We start from the raw sequence: 17,752 nt of genomic DNA, 5'->3' as shown, positions 1-17,752 counted from the left end.
ATACGGCACGATTCGGCTGATGGGACTGTCGCCTGCGACCTATGGGGGCAAACGGCGGGGAATATCGGGATGCCTGTCCCGGCGGGAGTCCGGCGATGAAAATGGAATGCCCCCACTGCGGATTGAAAGGTTCAGTTGATGATCTGTATGTCGGCAGACATGTCAAATGCCCGAAATGCAAAAGCATATTTTTGTGTGAGATCGATACCACCCTTGTCGTCGAGGAGATAGGGGGGACTTCACGGGCTGAAACCGTCGCCGGCGAGGAAACACCCGGCGCCGCGTCATACCACGCGAAGATGCTTGGCGAGCAGCTCGTCGACAGAGGATACATTTCCAACGCCGCCCTCCAGGCGGCCCTCGAAGATCAGGCCGCCGGTGGCGGCCGCATCGGTGACATCCTCATCAGGCACAAGGAGATCGACGAGGCGGACCTGCTGGAGGCCCTGGCGATCCAGTTCGACATGGAATATGTTTCGGTCCTTCCCACCGAGATCCAGAGTGACTTCACCTCCAGATTGACCATCGGGTTCCTGAAAAAATTCAAGATCGTTCCGGTTGCCTATGGCGACGATGCCTATATCGCCATCAATGATCCCTTCCTGTATCAGGAACTCGATGATGTGCGGCGAATTCTCGGGTGGGAGGCGGCCCGGGCGGTCCTCTGCCCCTCCCAGTCGATTCTGAACAGCATCAATTACGCCTATGACATGAGTCACAATACCGCTGAAGAGGTCATGCAGGAGATTCATGACGAAGATCCCGAGGCCCTGTTTTCAGCGATTGAGGAGGTTGGCGACCTGCTGGACGACACCAGCGAAGAACCGGTAATCCGTTTGGTGAACTTCATGTTTTCGCAGGCGGTGCGGAACAATGCCTCTGACATTCATATAGAGCCGTATGCCAACAGCCTCAAGATCCGGCAGCGGATCGACGGGATCCTCTACGACATGCTCAGTCCGCCCAAACATGTCCAGTCGGCCCTGGTGTCGCGCATCAAGATCCTGGCCAAGCTGAAGATCGATGTCAAGATGCTGCCCCAGGACGGCCGGATCGAGTTGAAGATCGGCAACAAGGAGGTCGACGTTCGTGTTTCGACCCTGCCGACCTCGGCCGGGGAGCGGGTCGTCATGCGTCTGCTTGATAAATCGTCGGTGCTGATATCCCTGACTGAACTCGGCATGCCGGAAGACCGGTTGCAGCCGTTCACCGAAGAGATCCATGCGGCGCATGGCATTGTCCTGGTAACCGGCCCGACCGGCTCGGGCAAGACCACGACGCTGTATGCCGCCCTGACGACAATTCACAAGACCGACATCAATATCATCACCATCGAAGATCCGGTCGAGTACAAGATCAGCGGGATCGGACAGGTCCAGGTCAATCCGGCGATCGATCTGACCTTTGCCTCCGGTCTGCGGTCGATCGTCCGCCAGGACCCGGATGTCATCCTGATCGGTGAGATCCGGGATCTGGAAACGGCTGAAATCGCGATCCAGTCGGCCCTGACCGGGCATCTGGTGTTTTCGACCCTCCATACCAACGATTCCGCCAGCGCCATCACCAGGTTGATCGACATGGGTATCGAGCCCTTTCTCCTGTCATCGTCGATCAACGCCATCCTCGCCCAGCGACTGGTGCGGATGATCTGTGTTCAGTGCAAGGAGGAGTACACCCCGCTGCCGGAGGAACTGGCCAAACTTGGCCTCGATGACAGCATTGTCGGCTCGGGGCGCAAGGTCTATCGGGGCCGCGGCTGCAGCAAATGCCATCATACCGGTTTTCGGGGACGGTGCGGCATCTTTGAACTGCTGCTGATGAGTCAGTCGATGAAAAGTCTGGTCCTCAACACTGCCGACGCCAATCTCATCAAGCAGCAGGCCGTTGCCGAGGGCATGGTCACGCTGCGCCAGGATGGGGCGATGAAGGTGCTCCAGGGAATCACGACAATTGAAGAGGTCTACCGCGTGACCCATGAATGATCTGCGGCGGCAGACGAGGGCGGTTGTCGCCGGCATCGCAGACGGAGATCTGCCCGAGCCTTGGTGGTCAGATTCATATTACGGGCATAGCCCGCTCACGGCTGCCTCCGTTGAGCCGGTATTCGATTGAACGGCGCACATGATTTTGCAGGAGAGCTTCTGTGTGGAAAGAATTCTGGATAAAAAAAGGGGTTACAAGAATTGATCTTGTAACCCCTTGAAATATTTGGTAGCGGGGACAGGATTTGAACCTGTGACCTTCGGGTTATGAGCCCGACGAGCTACCAGACTGCTCCACCCCGCGTTAAGAGGCCCCAATATACTCCGTCAGGTTGGAATGTCAAGGCTAATTTGGGACCAACTGCTGGCCTCCACCTTCTTCCGACAATCCGTCCACTCCTCTCAGGACAGGACTGACTGCAGCTTTTCGACGATATCGACCGGCAAAGGCGTGAGTTTGCCCTCACGGGTGACGGAGGCGTGGACGCTGTACCCCTTGACCAGCAACTGCAGGCGCTCGGCCTCAGGGTCGTGGCGGCAGATCCGATAGTTGAAGCGGCAGGTGAGCTTTTTCAACTCGCTGACCGTCGTCTCGATGACCAGCAGATCGTCGTAAAAGGCCGGGGCCTTGAACCGCGTGTAGCATTCCGTCACCGGCAGGACGATGCCCATCCTTTCGATGTCGCGATACGAGCAGACCCATTCCCGCATCAGTTCGGTCCGGCCGATTTCGAAGTACCTGAGATAGTTGGCGTTGTAAACGATGCCGGCGGCGTCGGTATCGCCATAGAGGACGCGACAGGTGCAGCGATGGATATGTTTGTGTTTTGCTTCATCCATGGCGCAATCCTACCGGCAGAACAGCTTGTCCATGAAGATCTCGGCTCCGGATAGAGAGTTGTTATGTTGCTGATCGTGGAGCAGGCATTCCTTTTCGGTGAACCGGCGGCCCGATTTCGGCTGGGTCTCTCTCGAATCGTACAGCAGGGCGGGCACGGGATCCGACGTGTGGGTCCGCAGGGAGATCGGGGTGAAGTGGTCCATGGTGACGACGACGCGAAATTCGGTCCCGGCGGCTCTGAGGGCGTCGATGATCGGTCCGACGATCCGGTGGTCGAAATCCTGTATCGCCTGGATCTTGGCCGAGGCCGAACCCTGATGTCCGGCCTCGTCCGGGGCCTCGAGATGGACGAAGACGAAATCTTGCCCGCTCGCCAGGGCTGCGATCGCCGCCTGCGCCTTGCCCTCGTAGTTGGTGTCGAGATAGCCGGTGGCCCCGGGGACGTTGACCACCGTCAGCCCGGCGATGACCCCCAGCCCTTTCAGCAGGTCGACGGCGCTGATCATGCTGCCGCGGATGTGGTAGCGGTCCTGCAGGGTCGGGGCGGTCGGCATTTTACCCTCGCCCCAGAGCCAGACGGCGTTGGCCGGATTCTTGCCGTCCCGGATCCGCTGCCGGTTGACCGGGTGGGCGGCGAGGGTGGCCGATACCCGAAGGAGCAGGTTCCGCCATTTTTGATCGCCCAGATAGCGCTGCCAATGGGCGGTGACATCCTTGTCGATCCAGTCGTGGGGCGGGACGGTGGCGAGATCGGGGTACGCGCCCCTGACGACGACGAGATTGCGGTAGCTGACTCCGGGGTGGAAGTGGAAGGTGTCGTCGGCGCACTCCCGTTCCAGGGCGGCGATCAGCTCATGGCCCTCGACGGTGGAGATATGGCCGGCGGCAAAATCGACCATCGTGACATGGTTGTCGTCCGGCCGGTCGAGGGTCACGAAGTTGCAGCGGAACGCCGTCTCGTCATCGGCCAGGCGGATGTTCATCGCCGCGGCCTCCAGCGGCGCGCGACCGGTGTAAAAGCGTTCCGGGGCATACCCGAGCAGCGACAGGTTGGCGACATCACTGCCGGGGGGGTAGCCGTCGGGAACGGTGTGGTTGAGGAAGAACTCGCCGTTGCGGCACAGTTCGTCGATCGTCGGCGTGGCGGCGACCTCGAGGGGGGTTCGACCTCCCAGTTCATCGAGAGGGAAATCGCCCATGCCATCCCCTACAAGGATCAGGTATTTCATTGACACTCCGAACAGTTAGTTGTCTTCGACGAGGATCCGGATCTTGATCGTCGGATCGGTGCAGCAGGCCAATGCGTCGATTTCGGCGACCGCCTGCATCACTGCCTCCTCGGAGGCCCGATGCGAGCGGAAGACGATATGAACCGGTTCATCGCTCCGGCGCCCCTTCTGCATGACCGACTTGATCGATATGCAATATTTGCCGAAGATGCCGGAGATCGTCGACAGGACGCCCGGTTGGTCGAGGGCTGTCACCCGGAAATAGTAGGGGCAGGTCAGCCGGCTCATCGGGGTTATGGCGGGTTCGCCGATATACTGCGGCAGGTATGACAGGGCCGGCACCCGGTTGATCGAACCGGCGATGATGTCACGGCCGATGTCGACGACGTCGGCGGCGACGGCGCTGCCGGTCGGCATCATCCCGGCGCCGAGTCCGTAGAGCAGGACGTCGCCGACGGTATCGCCGGTGAACTGGATGGCGTTGAAGGCGCCGTTGATGTTGGCGAGCATGTGGTCGACCGGGACCATCGTCGGGTGGACTCGGGCCTCGACATGGTCGCCGTGGTTGCGGCTGATGGCGAGGAGCTTGATCCGGTAGCCGAATTCGCGGGCGAAGTCGATATCGATCGGGCGGATGCTGCTGATTCCCTCGACGGTGATGTCGTCGAGCTTGACATGGAGGCCGTAGGCGATCGTCATCAGGATCGCCAGCTTGTGGGCGGTATCGATGCCCTCGACGTCGTAGGTGGGATCGGCCTCGGCAAAGCCCTTGGCCTGGGCGTCTTTCAGCACTTCGGCAAACGGGGTGCCATGATCGGTCATCTGGGTGAGGATATAGTTGGCGGTGCCGTTCATGATCCCCTGGATCGCCTCGATCCGGTTGGCCACCAGTCCTTCCTTCAGCGATTTGATGACCGGGATGCCGCCGCCGACGCTGGCCTCGAAGCCGACCTCCACCCCCTTGGCCACCGCGGCGTCAAAGATTTCCCGGCCATGGATGGAGAGCAGGGCCTTGTTGGCGGTGACGACATGCTTGCCGCCGGCGATCGCCTTGAGGATAAAGGACCTGGCCGGTTCGATGCCGCCGATCAGTTCGACGACGATATCGATGGTGGGGTCGGCGAAGATGTCGTTGGCATCGCGGCTGAGGATGACGTTGCTGAACTGATCGGGGAGTGCGTTGATATTGATGTCGGCGACCCGGGCAAGGACGATGTCGGTGCCTACCTTCCGGCGCAGCCGTTCCTGCTGTTCAAACAGAGTCCGGGCAAGACCGCTGCCGACGGTGCCGAAGCCGATAAGACCTACACGAATGTGTTTCATATGATTTCGCATGCTGGAGATGAGGGGTGCCGATGTTTCCAGGAAAATCCTGTTTCGGGATCAACATCGTTGCCGTGGGTGACGGCATCGCGGTGTCGATGCGCGGTCCTTTGTACTCGTCGAAAATACCCGCTTTGCCATTGAAAGTCAAAATCTTCGAACGATATTTTTCTCGCCTCGACTCTGATTATCGGCTATAATTCCCGATTGCTCGAATTCTCGATGGTGCCGCTTCAGGGCCGGGAATTCGGACACCGCGGGATGGGGCCGGGCTGTTATGGCACGGCTGTCGAGACCGTCGTTCCCCCGGTGTGAAGACCTCCGGTTGTGTTGCTCGCAGAGCATTCGAAAGATATTTTATCATCAAAGGAAAAAAGGAGAACGATCATGGGCAAGAATATTCTATTCTTCGGACCGAATGGCAGCGGTAAGGGAACTCAGGGAGCCATTGTGCAGAAAAAGTTCAACATCCCGCATATCGAGTCCGGCGCCATTTTCCGTGAGCACATCAGCGGCGGGACGGAACTCGGGAAGAAGGCCAAAGAATATATCGATCGCGGCGATCTCGTTCCCGATGATATCACCATCCCGATGATGGTCGCCCGTCTCCAGAAAGATGACTGCAAAGGCGGCTGGATCCTTGACGGATTCCCGCGCTCCAAGGATCAGGCCATCACCCTGGCCAAGACTCTGGAAGAGAATGGACTGGCCCTCGATTACGTCATCGAGATCGTTCTCGATCGCCAGATCGCCAAGGAGCGCATCATGGGGCGCCGGCTCTGCGTCAACGACAACAATCATCCGAACCACATTGCCTTCGAGGCGATCAAGCCGGTGGAAAAAGACGGTAAACTGGTCTGCCGTGTCTGCGGCGGCGACCTCAAGACCCGCGCCGATGATCAGGACGAGGAGGCGATCAACAAACGCCACAACATCTATTACGATACGAACACCGGCACCATGGCTGCGGTGGACTATTTCAAGCAGGCGAAGGGCCCGAAAGTGATTTCGGTCGATGGTTCGGTCTCAATCGGTGAAGTCACCGAATTGATCATGAAGGAACTGTAATCCGGCGGGAGGAAGATCACCGATAACACCGGAGACAGCACGTACCGAGAAAGTGGAAGGGGGCATGCCTGCATGAAGGGATGCCCCCTTTTTTGCTCGGTTTCCCGGGGTGGTTGGCGGAAGAAGTCAAAAAATCCGGGACGCCTTCGGGAACGACCGCAGGGGCATCCGTCCACCAGGCCAGGCATGGTTGGCGGACGGAGAACATACAACGGCGACGCCATGTCGCTATCCGATTCAGGTATGGAAGATCAAGTGAAAAAGCACGGACCGGGGAAGGTCTATCTGGTTGGGGCAGGTCCGGGGGATCCCGGCCTGATAACGGTTCGGGGCAAGTACCTGCTCGAGCGGGCGGAAGTCGTCATCTATGATTACCTGGCCAGCCCCAGGTTGCTCCGGCATATCCCGAAGGACGCCGAACTGGTCTATGCCGGTAAGAAGGGCGGTGTGCAGCACACTCACACCCAGGAAGAGATCAACCAGATGCTGGTGGATTTCGCCCTGCAGGGCAAGATGGTGGTCCGGCTGAAAGGCGGCGATCCCTTCATCTTCGGCCGCGGTGGTGAGGAACTGCAGCAGCTGGCGGCCGCCGGCGTACCCTTTGAGGTCGTGCCGGGGGTGACCTCCGCCACCGCCGCCGCAACCTATGCCGGCATCCCGATCACCCATCGCGACTATACCGCCTCGGTGGCCTTTATCACCGGCCATGAGGACCCAACGAAGGAAAACTCGAATGTTGACTGGGCCCGCCTGGCGACAGGGGCGGGAACCCTTGTCATCTATATGGGCATCAAGAACCTGCCGATCATCGTTGACCATCTGATCAGCAATGGGCGCAATCCCAAGACCCCGGTGGCGGTCGTTCGCTGGGCCTCGACCCCGGAGCAGCAGTCGGTGGTGGCAACCCTTGACACGATCGTCGAGGTCGTCAGGGAAAACGGGATCAAACCGCCTTCGCTGGTGATTGTCGGTGAAGTCGTCAAACTCCGCGACACCATCGACTGGTTTGAAAAACGGCCGCTGTTCGGCAAACGCATCATCGTCACCCGTACCCGCGAGCAGGCCAGCGATCTGGTCGCCGGGCTCGAGGAAGCCGGCGCCGACTGTCTCGAGTATTCCACCATCAATATCCAGCCCGCCGACTCCTACGAGATCCTCGACAGTGAGCTCGAACGTCTCGACGAGTACCACTGGATCGTCTTCACCTCGCTCAATGGGGTCGACTATTTTTTTCAGCGGCTGTACGCCCGGGGAATGGATGCCCGTAATCTCAAGGGACCGGGGATAGCGGTGGTCGGCAAGAGCACGGCCGAATTACTGCTGAAGTACGGCGTCAAGGCCGACCTGATCCCCTCCGCTTCCTACACCGGCGAGGGATTGGCGGAAAGCCTGCTCGATCAGGGGGTGGAGGGGCGCAACATCCTTATCGCCCGGGCTGAACTGAGCCGGGAGATCCTGCCGGAGACGCTGCGCGGCGCCGGGGCGCGGGTGACCGTGGCCCCGGTCTACAAGAATGTCCCGCCGCGGGGGCGCAAGGATGTCCTGCGCGCCGAGCTCGAAAACGGCAAGGTCGATATGGTGACCTTTACCAGTTCTTCGACGGTCAAAAACTTTCTGACAATGGTCGATGCGGTCGACCAGCAGGAACTCGAGCGACTCATGGACGGGGTGAAGATCGCGGCGATCGGGCCGATCACGGCGAAGACCGTGACCGACAGCGGACTGAAGGTGGATATCCAGCCGCCGATCTATACCATCCCTGAGCTTATCCAGGCGATTGTCCAATACTATGCCGAGATCCGGATCTGAGATTCCGGGGCGCGGCCGATGGACCGGGAAAACCTGATCGACGGAGCCGGGCGGCCGCACCGGTCAATCCACGGCGGGGATCGGAGGCGGTATCTCCTGCGGGAGCTGCCGGCCGGCGGCTGGGAGGCAGATGTGCTCGCCGCTGACCGGGAGGAAGATCGGGCGGAAGAGGATCCGGGGGTCTCCTGTCGAGTCTGCGCCCATCGTATCACCGGCGATACCGACCGGATCGCCGTCAACGGTTCCCACACCCATACCTTCTTCAATCCCGCCGGACTGCTCTTTGAACTTGGCTGTTTCCGCCGGGCCCCGGGATGCCTGGTCAGCGGCGAGGCCAGTGATCAGTTTACCTGGTTCGCCGGTTATTTGTGGCGGCCGGCCTTCTGCGCATACTGTGCCGCCCATCTCGGCTGGCGGTTTGAAAAAGAAGGCCATGCATTCTTCAGCCTCATTCTGGCCAATCTGCACAACGGATGATGAAAAAACTCCTCGATCCCTCCAGGGAACGGAGGGGCGGGGGAAAGTCGGCTGTCTACGCCAGCCGAATCAGATCGAGCAGCTCGTCCGTGCTCATCTTGGCGCTCAGATCGCTGCCTTCGAGGAGGCTGCCGGCCAGATCCCGTTTTTCCTGATGCAATCTGACAATCTTCTCCTCGATTGAATTCCTGCACACGAGCCGATAGATCGTCACCGGGCGCGTCTGGCCGATGCGGTGGGCCCGGTCCGAGGCCTGGTCCTCAATGGCAGGATTCCACCAGGGATCCATGTGGATGACGTAATCGGCGGCAGTCAGGTTGAGACCGAGCCCCCCCGCCTTCAGGCTGATGAGAAAGAGATCGCCCTTTCCGGCCTGAAAGGCCTCGACCCGATCTTTTCTCAGCCGGGCGCTGGTGCTGCCATCAAGGTACTGATAGGAAATTTTCTGCTTGTCGAGAAATTCCCTGATGAGCCGGAGATGGCCGATAAACTGGCTGAAGACCAGCACCTTGTGGCGACTGTCGATCAATTCCTCGACGATCTCGGTGAAGACCTTCAGCTTGGAACTGGTGATCCGGCTGTGGGGGTCAAGCAGGCGCGGGCTGCAGCAGGCCTGGCGCAGGCGCATGATTTCGGTCAGGATCTGCAGGTGCCTTTTTTTCTTGTCCTTGTTGTTTTCGAGAATGTCAATCGCGTTTTGCCGCAAGGCCTCGTAGAAGTGGGTTTCGTACTCGCTCATTTCGACTTCGAGCGTGATTTCGGTCCGTGCCGGCAATTCGTCGAGCACCTCGGATTTGATCCGTCGGAGGATGAACGGACGGATCAGTTTCTTCAGCTTCAGACGGGCATCCCGGTCTTGATACCTCTCGATCGGGATGGCAAAACGATCGTTGAAACTATTGACCGAACCGAGCAGACCGGGATTGATGAAATGAAAGAGATTCCAGAGTTCGCCGAGGTGATTCTCGATCGGGGTGCCGGTGGTGATCAGCTTGAACCGGCCCTGCAGTGCCATCGCCGCCTTTGATCGCTTCGTTGCGGCGTTCTTGATCGCCTGGGCCTCGTCGAGGATGATGGCCTGCCAGGGAACGGCGGACAGCAGGTCCGTTTCCTGCTGCAGCATCGTATAGGTCGTGATGACCAGATCGAATGGCCCGAGGTCGCCGATGACTCCGTTCCGGTCTTTGGTGGAGAGCGTCCTGATCTGCAGTGTCGGAGTGAAACGGGTGACCTCCGACAGCCAGTTGGTCGAGACCGAGGTGGGGGCGACCACGAGCGATGGGCCGTCGGCGGCGAAGCGGAGGATGATGGCCAGTGCCTGCAGGGTCTTGCCGAGTCCCATGTCGTCGGCCAGGCAGCCGCCGACTCCCCACTGGGCGAGGCGGGCCAGCCAGTAGTATCCCTCCTTCTGGTAGTCGCGCAATTCCGCCTGCAGGGTTGAGGGTACCTCGGGGTGAAAGTCCCGGCAGGCGCGGATCTTCTCAAGTTGTTGCTTCCAGCCGTTGTCGGTGTTGATGGCGGTCTGGCTGATCAGGTCTTCGAGTGGGAGGGCCGCCAGCGGATGGATCAGCAGTTCGTTATTCTCGAAGCCGTTGGCGTAGATGCTGAGGTCCTCCAGCCGTTTCCTGAACTCCTGGGTGAGGGTGACGAATTGGCCGTCGCCGATCTCGACGAACCGTCCCGCGGTGGACTTGATGGTCGAGAGCAGATCCTTCAGTTTGATGACATGATCCTGGTCGAGCCTGAGGCTGCCGTCAATGGCCAACCAGTTCTGGCGGTTGGTCCGCACCTTGAGATTGAGATTTTCGAACGAGGCCTGGTAGGCGATGCTCAGTTTTTCCCCTTCCGGCCATTCGATAACGACCTTGTCACGAATCGCCTGGAGTTCGAGCAGGGCCTGCAGGCAGTCCTCCGGGTCCTGCAGATGCCACTCCCGATCGGTCTCATGCTCCAGGTCGATGGCCAGGTCGAGTATCGGACAGAGTTCCTCGACATCACGGGCCTTTTCCTCTTCCAGGGCGAGATCTCTTTTGGTCTGCATCCGTCGGCCCTGGATTTCGGTCATGATGTTTTCCACGCCCTGTCCCGGCTTGAGATAGTGCATGCCTCCGGGAAAAGGCTTGACGAACATCTCGAGCCGGAAACCGGTGCCATAAGGCAGCAGGTGCATGTATATCGTTGAATCGGCCTCGACGAATTCGATATCGCACTCTTTTCCCGCCGTCCTGTCACCGGCGATAGCTGAGTGGACAGTCATGAACGATGAGCTGTTGCCGATCAGCTTGAGTACATGCTCACTGGCCGATATCGGCACCAGCAGGCCGTCCATGCCAATCTGGCGGGCAATCTCTCGATGTTTGTCATTGATGCTGATGATCCTGATCCGGCTTGGAGTTTCCTGGAAAATCGAATAGCTGTCGGTCCCTATCGGCTGGGCGAAGCGGATCAGAAGGTTCTGTCCCTTTTCCTCGATCAACAGTTCCGGCTCGCCGGCAAGGAATTCGATCGGAGTCGTCGGTGACTTGGAAAGAAACAGCAGGGGGTGACCGATCATTGCCATCAGGGCCTTTTCGAGATCGAAATGATAACTGACGCTGTTCGTTTCCGGATTGTGAATGCGCTTGATCGCGGCGCAGATCTTGCGGTCCTTCGGTGTCAGGTAGCTGAGTTTTGCCTGGTGCAGACGGGCGAGAGAGATCGGCCGTCCCTTGCCCCAGCCGCCGGGCAGGCTCAGTTTCTGTTCCCGGGGAGTGATGGAGATCGATGTCCCGGCGGTATCGACCATCCACACCAGCCTGGTTTTTGCCTGCGACGAGGCCTCTTCCTCCGTCGAAGTGATGCTGATAAGGGCTTGGAGGGCCCGTTTCCACGGCTCTTCCGGTTCAAAGAGGGCCAGCAGCCCTGTCATCCCGGTCGCCGTCCGCAGACCGTCGATATCGAACAGGGCCGGCTTCGGCGCATTTCTCAGCTTGGTCAGGATTTCGGCATATATCATTGCCGGCAGATAATACCGGCTTTCGACGGCCCGGCCGTATCCCGTGATCAGCTCGGCCTCGACTTCCGGTTCAATGGTGCTGGTCATCCAGTACTGGCAGAGGGCGGCAAAGGCCAGGGTGAGGCTGTGGGTGGCGTCCTGGTCGGGGAGGGCGATCCGGGTCTGGTCGCTGTTGGTGTCAATCCGCGAATGGACGAAGGTGGCAAGAAATGTGTATGCATCGCTTTCCGGCGCTGTGTGAAAGAGTGTCTGGGCGGCTGCGATCTGAGCGGCGATGGCATGGTAGTCGTCACCATTCGATGCATGGAGCAGGGCGAGGATATGGAACAGCCCGCAGGGACCGAAAAAGGCGGCGTTGGCCCCCGGATTGAGCTCCTGCAGAAAGCGAAGATCAAGGTCGAATCGGGTGAGCGCCTCATCGAATCTGCCTCGGAGGAAGAGCAGGGTGCCCTTGGCGCCTGTCCCCTGGAACGACTCTTCGCTGGCCTGCAGCAGCAGATCGGCGTGGTCGAAATCGCCCTGAAGCAGGTACTGATTGAAGAGGAGACGTTTGAACGGCAGTTGTTCGTCCGGACTGAGCGCCGGAGATTGGTGCTCCGTTTCGAGGTAGGAGTGGATCTGCGGGAATCCTGTCAGGGCTGTCTGTCCATGACGAAAGATGATGTTGAGGAGGTAGAATTTGAAGGAAAGAGGCAGGCCGGCAAACCAGTCGGGATCGAAGGGCTCGGTCACGACCTGAACGATGGGTGGAGAGGAACAGACCAGATCGCGGCACTGGTTGGAGATGAATGATGCCGCCTCTTCGATGAGATCGAAATCCTGGCTGTAGATGCCGATGCGGAGTTCCCTCATCGCCCGCCAGCAGCGGGTGGACCATTTCCCATAGTAGTAGGATGCCGGAGCCTCTTCCCGAATGATCGCGGCATATCGGCCGAAATTGCCGTCAGCCAACGTTTTTCTCGTTATTATTTCAATCAGATCGGGGATCAGTCGGTGATCGGCGGTCAAGAATCCAAGTTGTTCGAATTTGGCAAGGTAGTGGTTGAGGTTGACGGAGGTGGGACGGTTTCCCCGCGGGTTATGGAGTTCGAGCTTGCGCAGGCAGTTGACCAGAAGGGTGGTGTGGGCAGGCTCGTAAACGATGGAAAGAAGTTGGAGGAGAGACTGCTCGAAGGGCGATAGCCTGTTGAACTGGTCAAGAAGTTCTGTCTCTTTCGGCATGATTGCGCTGATTCCCGGAAAACGTGGATGCCCGCAACCGGGCGCAGATGGTTCTGCTGCTCGGAGGGAGCGAAAAGGCGAACATGATACTATATCACCGGAGCACCGGCAAGAGAATGAAAAAGCGTTCAGATCGGCCTTCACCAGTCTGTCTTCAAGATTTTCGGCGGAGAAGGCAAAGGGCTACAGAAAAGGAGGCGTACTCTTCAGCGCCCCGAGACCATGCCGTGCCGCTGGAGGGGGGGCGGAAGGCGGTGGCAGGAGCGTGTGCCGGCAACCAGGCTTTGCAGGAACAGTAGAAGCGTAGGCATCGCGTTTGAAGAGGCTGACGAGATCCTGGCAGGCTGGAGCGGCGGGATGCGGGCGGCGAACCACGGGCAAGGTGGTGCCCCGCCTTGTCCATCGATGATTACAGGCTCTTATGACGACGTACCTTGGCCTGGTTCTCCAGATTGCGGATCCATGCCGTCAACAGCTGCTGCTGATTGAAACGGACAAGGGCCTCCCGATACTGTTGGATTGTCTGCTCATCAGCTTTTTTTGCCGGTGGTTTTCGTTCCTGGAAGGCAGAGACATAGAACGTACCCCCGACCTGGCCAACCTCCTCCGGCAAGGGGGAAGATTTTGAGAGCATGAAGGCCTGTGGGTGCAGGTCTGTGGGGAAGGCGGAAGTCTGGTTGGCGGCGTTGCGACGCAGATCGCCGGAGGTGGTGACCTGAAATGCGGTGCCGGCGGTCTGCTGTTGTAGGGTTTTCCCCTTTTTAAGCTGCTCGAGCATCGATAGCGCCGTGGTGCGTGCCTTTTCTTCCGCTTTGGTGGAGATAAAGTCGGCCTTGACCTTTTCCTCGACGATCGCCAGAGGTGGAACGACGGGTGGTTTTTTATCGATGGCAAAAAGGATCGCGTAGCCGGTATCGGTTTCGATCAGTGAACTCAACTCCCCCTTGTTCAGGGCGAAAGCGGCGTCAAGCAGTTTCTGGTTGGCTCCGATTTCTTTCGGCGGCTGCTCCTGGAGGAAGAAGTCCGTCTCCTTCAGGTCGGCGTCCGGGTGGGCGTCAGTGTAGGCCTTGAGATTGCCGGCTTTGATGATGCCTTCGTAGGCTCCATTGGCAAGCTGAAAGGCCATCTGTTTCGCCTCTCGACCTTTGATGATCTCAACGATTTCTGCACGAACTTCGTCGAGAGGACGGGTGGCGGAAGGCTTGACCTCCTCGAGTTTGATGATGTGATAGCCGAAGTCGGTCTTGACGATATCGCTTATTTGTCCGGGTTGCATTGAAAAGACCTTGGCGTCGAACTCCGGCACCATGCTCCCGCGTGAGAAAAATCCGAGATCGCCGCCGTTGTCTTTACTCGGATCGTCGGAGTATTGTTTCGCCAGTGCTTCGAAGTCGCTGTTCGTTTTGAGAATATCGATAATTTCTGCAGCTTTCTGCCGTCGTTCCTGGTGGTGTTCAGGGCTGTCCTTGTCGCTTGCAGCCAGCAGGATATGTCTGGCACGACGTTGTTCGGGTGTTCTGTAGGAATCGATATTGTCGGAATAATAGGCCTGTACCTGTTCATCGTCGGCCGTGATTTTCCGGCTGAGATCGTCAAAGGTGTAGGCGAGGTATCTCAGTTTGATCTCCGGGGCCGTTCGATACTTGTCCTTTGCCGAGTCAAACCACTTCTGCAACTCGGCCTTTTCGACCTTTATATCCTCTTTGAACGAGGTGGAATCCATCCTGACAAACTGGACGGATACGGTTTCGTTCTGCTGATTGTACAGATCCTCGATGTCGTTTTGGGGGACAAGGGTGACAAACTTGCCGATATCCTGGACTGTCCGGTCGGAAAGCATGTCGTGCCGCATTGACGACTCGAAGGTGGCGGGAGTGAGACGGTTGGCGGCGAGCAGGGATTGGTAGCGTTCCATGTTGAACTGGCCATCCTGCTGGAATTGCGGCAAAGAAGTGATCCTGTCGCGAACTTCCTCGGCGCTTATCCTGATCCCCATTTCGGCCGCACCCTGGCGCAGCAGCGAAGATTGAATCAGCTGCTCGATGACCTGTTGCTTGATGCCCAGCGATTCTTCCAGACCTTTCGGCAGGGTGCCTCCGAACTGGCCGCTCAGGTTGGCGATGGCCTGGTCGTATGATTCCTGGAACTGCTGAAAGGTGATTTCCTCATCGTTGACGGTGAGGGCAACCTCTCTGGTGTTCATCATGTTGGTGCCGACCCCCCAGAAAATGAAAACGAGGGCGATAATGACGACGATGATCTGTATGAATGTTGATTGGGCCTTGTTGCGAAGTATCTGGAGCATGGTTGTCGTGAAATGGCGGATAGGCAGGCGTTGAAGGGAGGAGGAGAAAGAGGTTCCTCTTGATTATTTGTCGCAGGTCTACATGGATTTACTCTTTCTTCTTCCTCCATGCAAGTAAAACCGGAGGTACGGACCGGACACGAGGCGGCATGGACACAGATCATATCGGCCTGCAGAGAGGTCTGGGAAAAAGGCGGAATAATATTTGAACATATGCAAGATATCGATTAGTGTAGGGCCCAGACTTCCCGGGTAGCAGGGAGGATCTGATTCAAACCGTCCGGATCAACCCTGCGTCAGGGGTTCGATGCCGGGCGATGAGCTGTTGAAAAATAAGCAAATCCGAGTGTCTGCTTGAAGAGACGGCGAAATTATAAATGATTGCCCATTCACTTGACAAACTTTTATCCCTATAGTAATAAGGCGTAATTAGTTTTCAGCCGACTCAAACAACGGTGAGAGCCACAGAAAAATATTTAAGGAGGTTTTAAAATGCCAACGCTTGAACACAACGGTTCGACCTTCCAGGTAGATGAGGATGGATTCCTGCTCAAGGGAATGGAAGAGTGGAATGACAATTGGGTAGACTATGTAAAAAGTTCTGAAGGTATTTCCGAACTGACCGATGAGCATACCAAGGTTATCGATGCTCTGCAGGAGTACTATAAGAAGAACGGTATTGCCCCGATGGTCCGTATTCTCTCCAAGACCACAGGTTTCCCGCTCAAGAGGATCTATGAGCTGTTCCCGTCAGGACCCGGCAAGGGAGCCTGCAAGATGGCTGGTCTTCCTAAACCGACCGGTTGCGTCTGATTCCAGAATCAGAGCGATAAGGATATAAAAAAAGGGCTGCCGATCGGCAGCCCTTTTTTTATGCCAGGTGGACATTTCTCCGTGGGGAAAAGTAATATCCTGGCCGGTTAGAAAATCATATTGGAGAAGCGTTGATGCAACTCGCTCAGATCTTCCTCGCAGCTTCCACAGAAGAGTCGGCTTTCTCCTGTTGACTGAATACTTCTGTCCTCGATGGAAAAACTGCTGTCCGGATTCTGGACGTAGTGCGTGACGACAACTGCATCTTCACTGACTTCAAAGAATTCGAGATCATTGCCGCAATGTGGGCACTTGATGCGCGGGATGAATGCCGACTCGGTCAGCGTGCGGGGGCGCGGAGATCTGCGGGAGGGGTTACTCATGGGTGTCGCCAGCGACGGCAGGAGATGACGACGATGGAGTCTGTTCTCTTTCTTCGCTTTGACGCAGATCTTTGGCCGCGGTTCTGAGCTCGCCGTCGATCGCTGCACCAGGCTCGACTGTCAGGTTCATATCTTCGATTCTGTCATGACTCGATCAGGTCTTTCTGGCGATAACGCTGCTGGCCTGGACATCACCTTCAAGGGTGCCGTAACGGTTAAACGAGACTGCCCTGATGTTGCCGATGATTTTTCCGGTCTCACTGAGAATGAGATGATCTCCTTCGGTGATATCGCGATTGGTGATTAATTCCTGGTCGAAGGGCGGGGGCCAGGGAGGGTAATGCCGGCAACTTGCATCAACTTTTCCGGATTGATCGTCTTGTTGTTGAGAGAAATTTCATAGTGGAGATGGGCGCCGGTGGTCCTGCCGGTGCTGCCGACCAGGCCGATGACCTGCCCTCGCTCGACACGATCCCCCTTCTTGACCAGGAAGCGGTCGAGGTGGGCGAAACTCGATACATAGCCGTTGCCATGGTCGACCTGGACATTGTTTCCATAGTTTCCGTTCCGGCTGGCCATGACGACAACACCGGCGCCGGTCGCAAAGACCTTGTCGCCTTTGCCGGCCCGGAAATCGAGGCCGGTGTGATAGGCGCCCTCATTGTTCACAGGGTCCAGACGAGAACCGAACCGGGAGGAAATGGGGCCGGGAACCGGTTTGCCTAAAGGTGTGTAGCGAACCGTTTCAAGATATTTTTCTGTCGTGACGAGCAGCTGATCGTGTTCGCTGTTGTCGCTGGGGACGAAGGGGCCGCCGCTGTCCTGTCTGGCGTAAGAGCTCCTTTTGATCTTGAGGCCGAGTGAATCCATGACCTCTTTGAGGTGTTCACTCCGGGCATTCAATTCGGAGACGGTGGAGGCGATGATCTCGTTTTTTTCCTCGGAAAATGAAGCGGCCTGCCGGGCCTTGTCCATCTCCAGGTTGGCAATTTCAAGGCTCATCTGCTGTTTCATCTGCTCTGAACTCTGCTGTTGTCTGGCAAGGAGTTGCGTGCTGTGCCGGAGCTGCTCGCGGAGATGGCCGATCTGTTTGGCGTGGTGGCGGTTGGTAGCAAAAAGGCCCAGGGTCAACGATGATGAAACGACCAGAGCCACAAGGGTCAGCAGGACCATGCCGCTGATGACGGTCAAAATCTTTCTATCGATGGAGAGGCGGCGGGTTTTGCCGCTGTCGCTGGTGAGGATGATGTAAAAATGATTGCTCATTCACTTGTTCCATACTGGTTAGCATGTCTCTATCACATAA

At 57.8% G+C, this 17,752-nt stretch carries 13 protein-coding genes and 1 tRNA gene; 6 read left to right on the top strand and 8 right to left on the bottom strand.

Annotated elements, in window-relative coordinates; genetic code table 11:
• Positions 1-191: 191 nt before the first annotated feature.
• Positions 192-1,982 carry a type II secretion system ATPase GspE gene (gene gspE, locus HNQ81_RS05225; RefSeq protein ID WP_240191753.1) on the top strand — a complete coding sequence of 597 codons (1,791 nt, stop codon included), beginning with the start codon at positions 192-194 and terminating at the stop codon, positions 1,980-1,982.
• 227 nt (positions 1,983-2,209) lie between these two features.
• Here gspE and HNQ81_RS05220 read toward each other — a convergent pair.
• From HNQ81_RS05220 to HNQ81_RS05205, 4 genes are all read right to left on the bottom strand, one after another.
• Positions 2,210-2,286: transfer RNA gene (locus HNQ81_RS05220), tRNA-Met, on the bottom strand.
• A 98-nt stretch (positions 2,287-2,384) separates the two neighbouring features.
• A complete protein-coding gene (locus HNQ81_RS05215; protein ID WP_183349012.1) occupies positions 2,385-2,822 on the bottom strand; it encodes an acyl-CoA thioesterase in 438 nt (145 codons plus the stop codon).
• Positions 2,823-2,831: 9 nt separating this feature from the next.
• Positions 2,832-4,052 carry a cofactor-independent phosphoglycerate mutase gene (locus tag HNQ81_RS05210; RefSeq protein WP_183349010.1) on the bottom strand — a complete coding sequence of 407 codons (1,221 nt, stop codon included), beginning with the start codon at positions 4,050-4,052 and terminating at the stop codon, positions 2,832-2,834.
• Between the two features lie 15 nt (positions 4,053-4,067).
• Positions 4,068-5,375: a homoserine dehydrogenase gene (locus tag HNQ81_RS05205; RefSeq protein ID WP_183349008.1), complete on the bottom strand. Its 1,308-nt coding sequence runs from the start codon at positions 5,373-5,375 to the stop codon at positions 4,068-4,070.
• A gap of 387 nt (positions 5,376-5,762) precedes the next feature.
• On the opposite strand from HNQ81_RS05205, the gene HNQ81_RS05200 reads away from it, so the two are divergent.
• The 3 genes from HNQ81_RS05200 (at position 5,763) to HNQ81_RS05190 (ending at position 8,729) form a co-directional block, all read left to right on the top strand.
• Positions 5,763-6,443, top strand: coding sequence for an adenylate kinase (locus tag HNQ81_RS05200; RefSeq protein ID WP_183349006.1), 681 nt, complete (start codon positions 5,763-5,765; stop codon positions 6,441-6,443).
• Between the two features lie 243 nt (positions 6,444-6,686).
• Positions 6,687-8,252: a uroporphyrinogen-III C-methyltransferase gene (gene cobA, locus HNQ81_RS05195; protein ID WP_183349004.1), complete on the top strand. Its 1,566-nt coding sequence runs from the start codon at positions 6,687-6,689 to the stop codon at positions 8,250-8,252.
• A gap of 18 nt (positions 8,253-8,270) precedes the next feature.
• Entirely contained in the window at positions 8,271-8,729 is a 459-nt protein-coding gene (locus tag HNQ81_RS05190; RefSeq protein ID WP_183349002.1) for a cereblon family protein, read from the top strand.
• 55 nt (positions 8,730-8,784) lie between these two features.
• Here HNQ81_RS05190 and HNQ81_RS05185 read toward each other — a convergent pair whose 3' ends face one another.
• Positions 8,785-12,945: a DEAD/DEAH box helicase gene (locus tag HNQ81_RS05185; RefSeq protein ID WP_183349000.1), complete on the bottom strand. Its 4,161-nt coding sequence runs from the start codon at positions 12,943-12,945 to the stop codon at positions 8,785-8,787.
• Positions 12,946-13,354: 409 nt separating this feature from the next.
• Positions 13,355-15,250 (bottom strand): SurA N-terminal domain-containing protein, encoded by a 1,896-nt coding sequence (locus HNQ81_RS05180; RefSeq protein WP_183348998.1) that lies wholly within the window; start codon positions 15,248-15,250, stop codon positions 13,355-13,357.
• A gap of 492 nt (positions 15,251-15,742) precedes the next feature.
• Here HNQ81_RS05180 and HNQ81_RS05175 point away from each other — a divergent pair, with 492 nt between their 5' ends.
• Positions 15,743-16,063 carry a TusE/DsrC/DsvC family sulfur relay protein gene (locus HNQ81_RS05175; protein WP_183348996.1) on the top strand — a complete coding sequence of 107 codons (321 nt, stop codon included), beginning with the start codon at positions 15,743-15,745 and terminating at the stop codon, positions 16,061-16,063.
• 107 nt (positions 16,064-16,170) lie between these two features.
• Here the strand turns inward: HNQ81_RS05175 and HNQ81_RS05170 are convergent, their stop codons facing one another.
• Positions 16,171-16,446 (bottom strand): hypothetical protein, encoded by a 276-nt coding sequence (locus HNQ81_RS05170; RefSeq protein ID WP_240191752.1) that lies wholly within the window; start codon positions 16,444-16,446, stop codon positions 16,171-16,173.
• 145 nt (positions 16,447-16,591) lie between these two features.
• Between HNQ81_RS05170 and HNQ81_RS05165 the strand changes: the two genes are divergently transcribed.
• Positions 16,592-16,753, top strand: a complete 162-nt coding sequence (locus tag HNQ81_RS05165; RefSeq protein WP_221270827.1) for a hypothetical protein — start codon at positions 16,592-16,594, stop codon at positions 16,751-16,753.
• On the opposite strand, the gene HNQ81_RS05160 is transcribed toward HNQ81_RS05165, so the two are convergent.
• Positions 16,750-17,712 (bottom strand): M23 family metallopeptidase, encoded by a 963-nt coding sequence (locus tag HNQ81_RS05160; protein WP_183348992.1) that lies wholly within the window; start codon positions 17,710-17,712, stop codon positions 16,750-16,752. The genes HNQ81_RS05165 and HNQ81_RS05160 overlap by 4 nt on opposite strands.
• Between the last annotated feature and the right edge of the window lie 40 nt (positions 17,713-17,752).

The organism is Desulfoprunum benzoelyticum, assembly GCF_014201505.1.
Lineage (GTDB): Bacteria > Desulfobacterota > Desulfobulbia > Desulfobulbales > Desulfocapsaceae > Desulfoprunum > Desulfoprunum benzoelyticum.
This window is presented reverse-complemented; position numbering and strand designations above follow the sequence as displayed.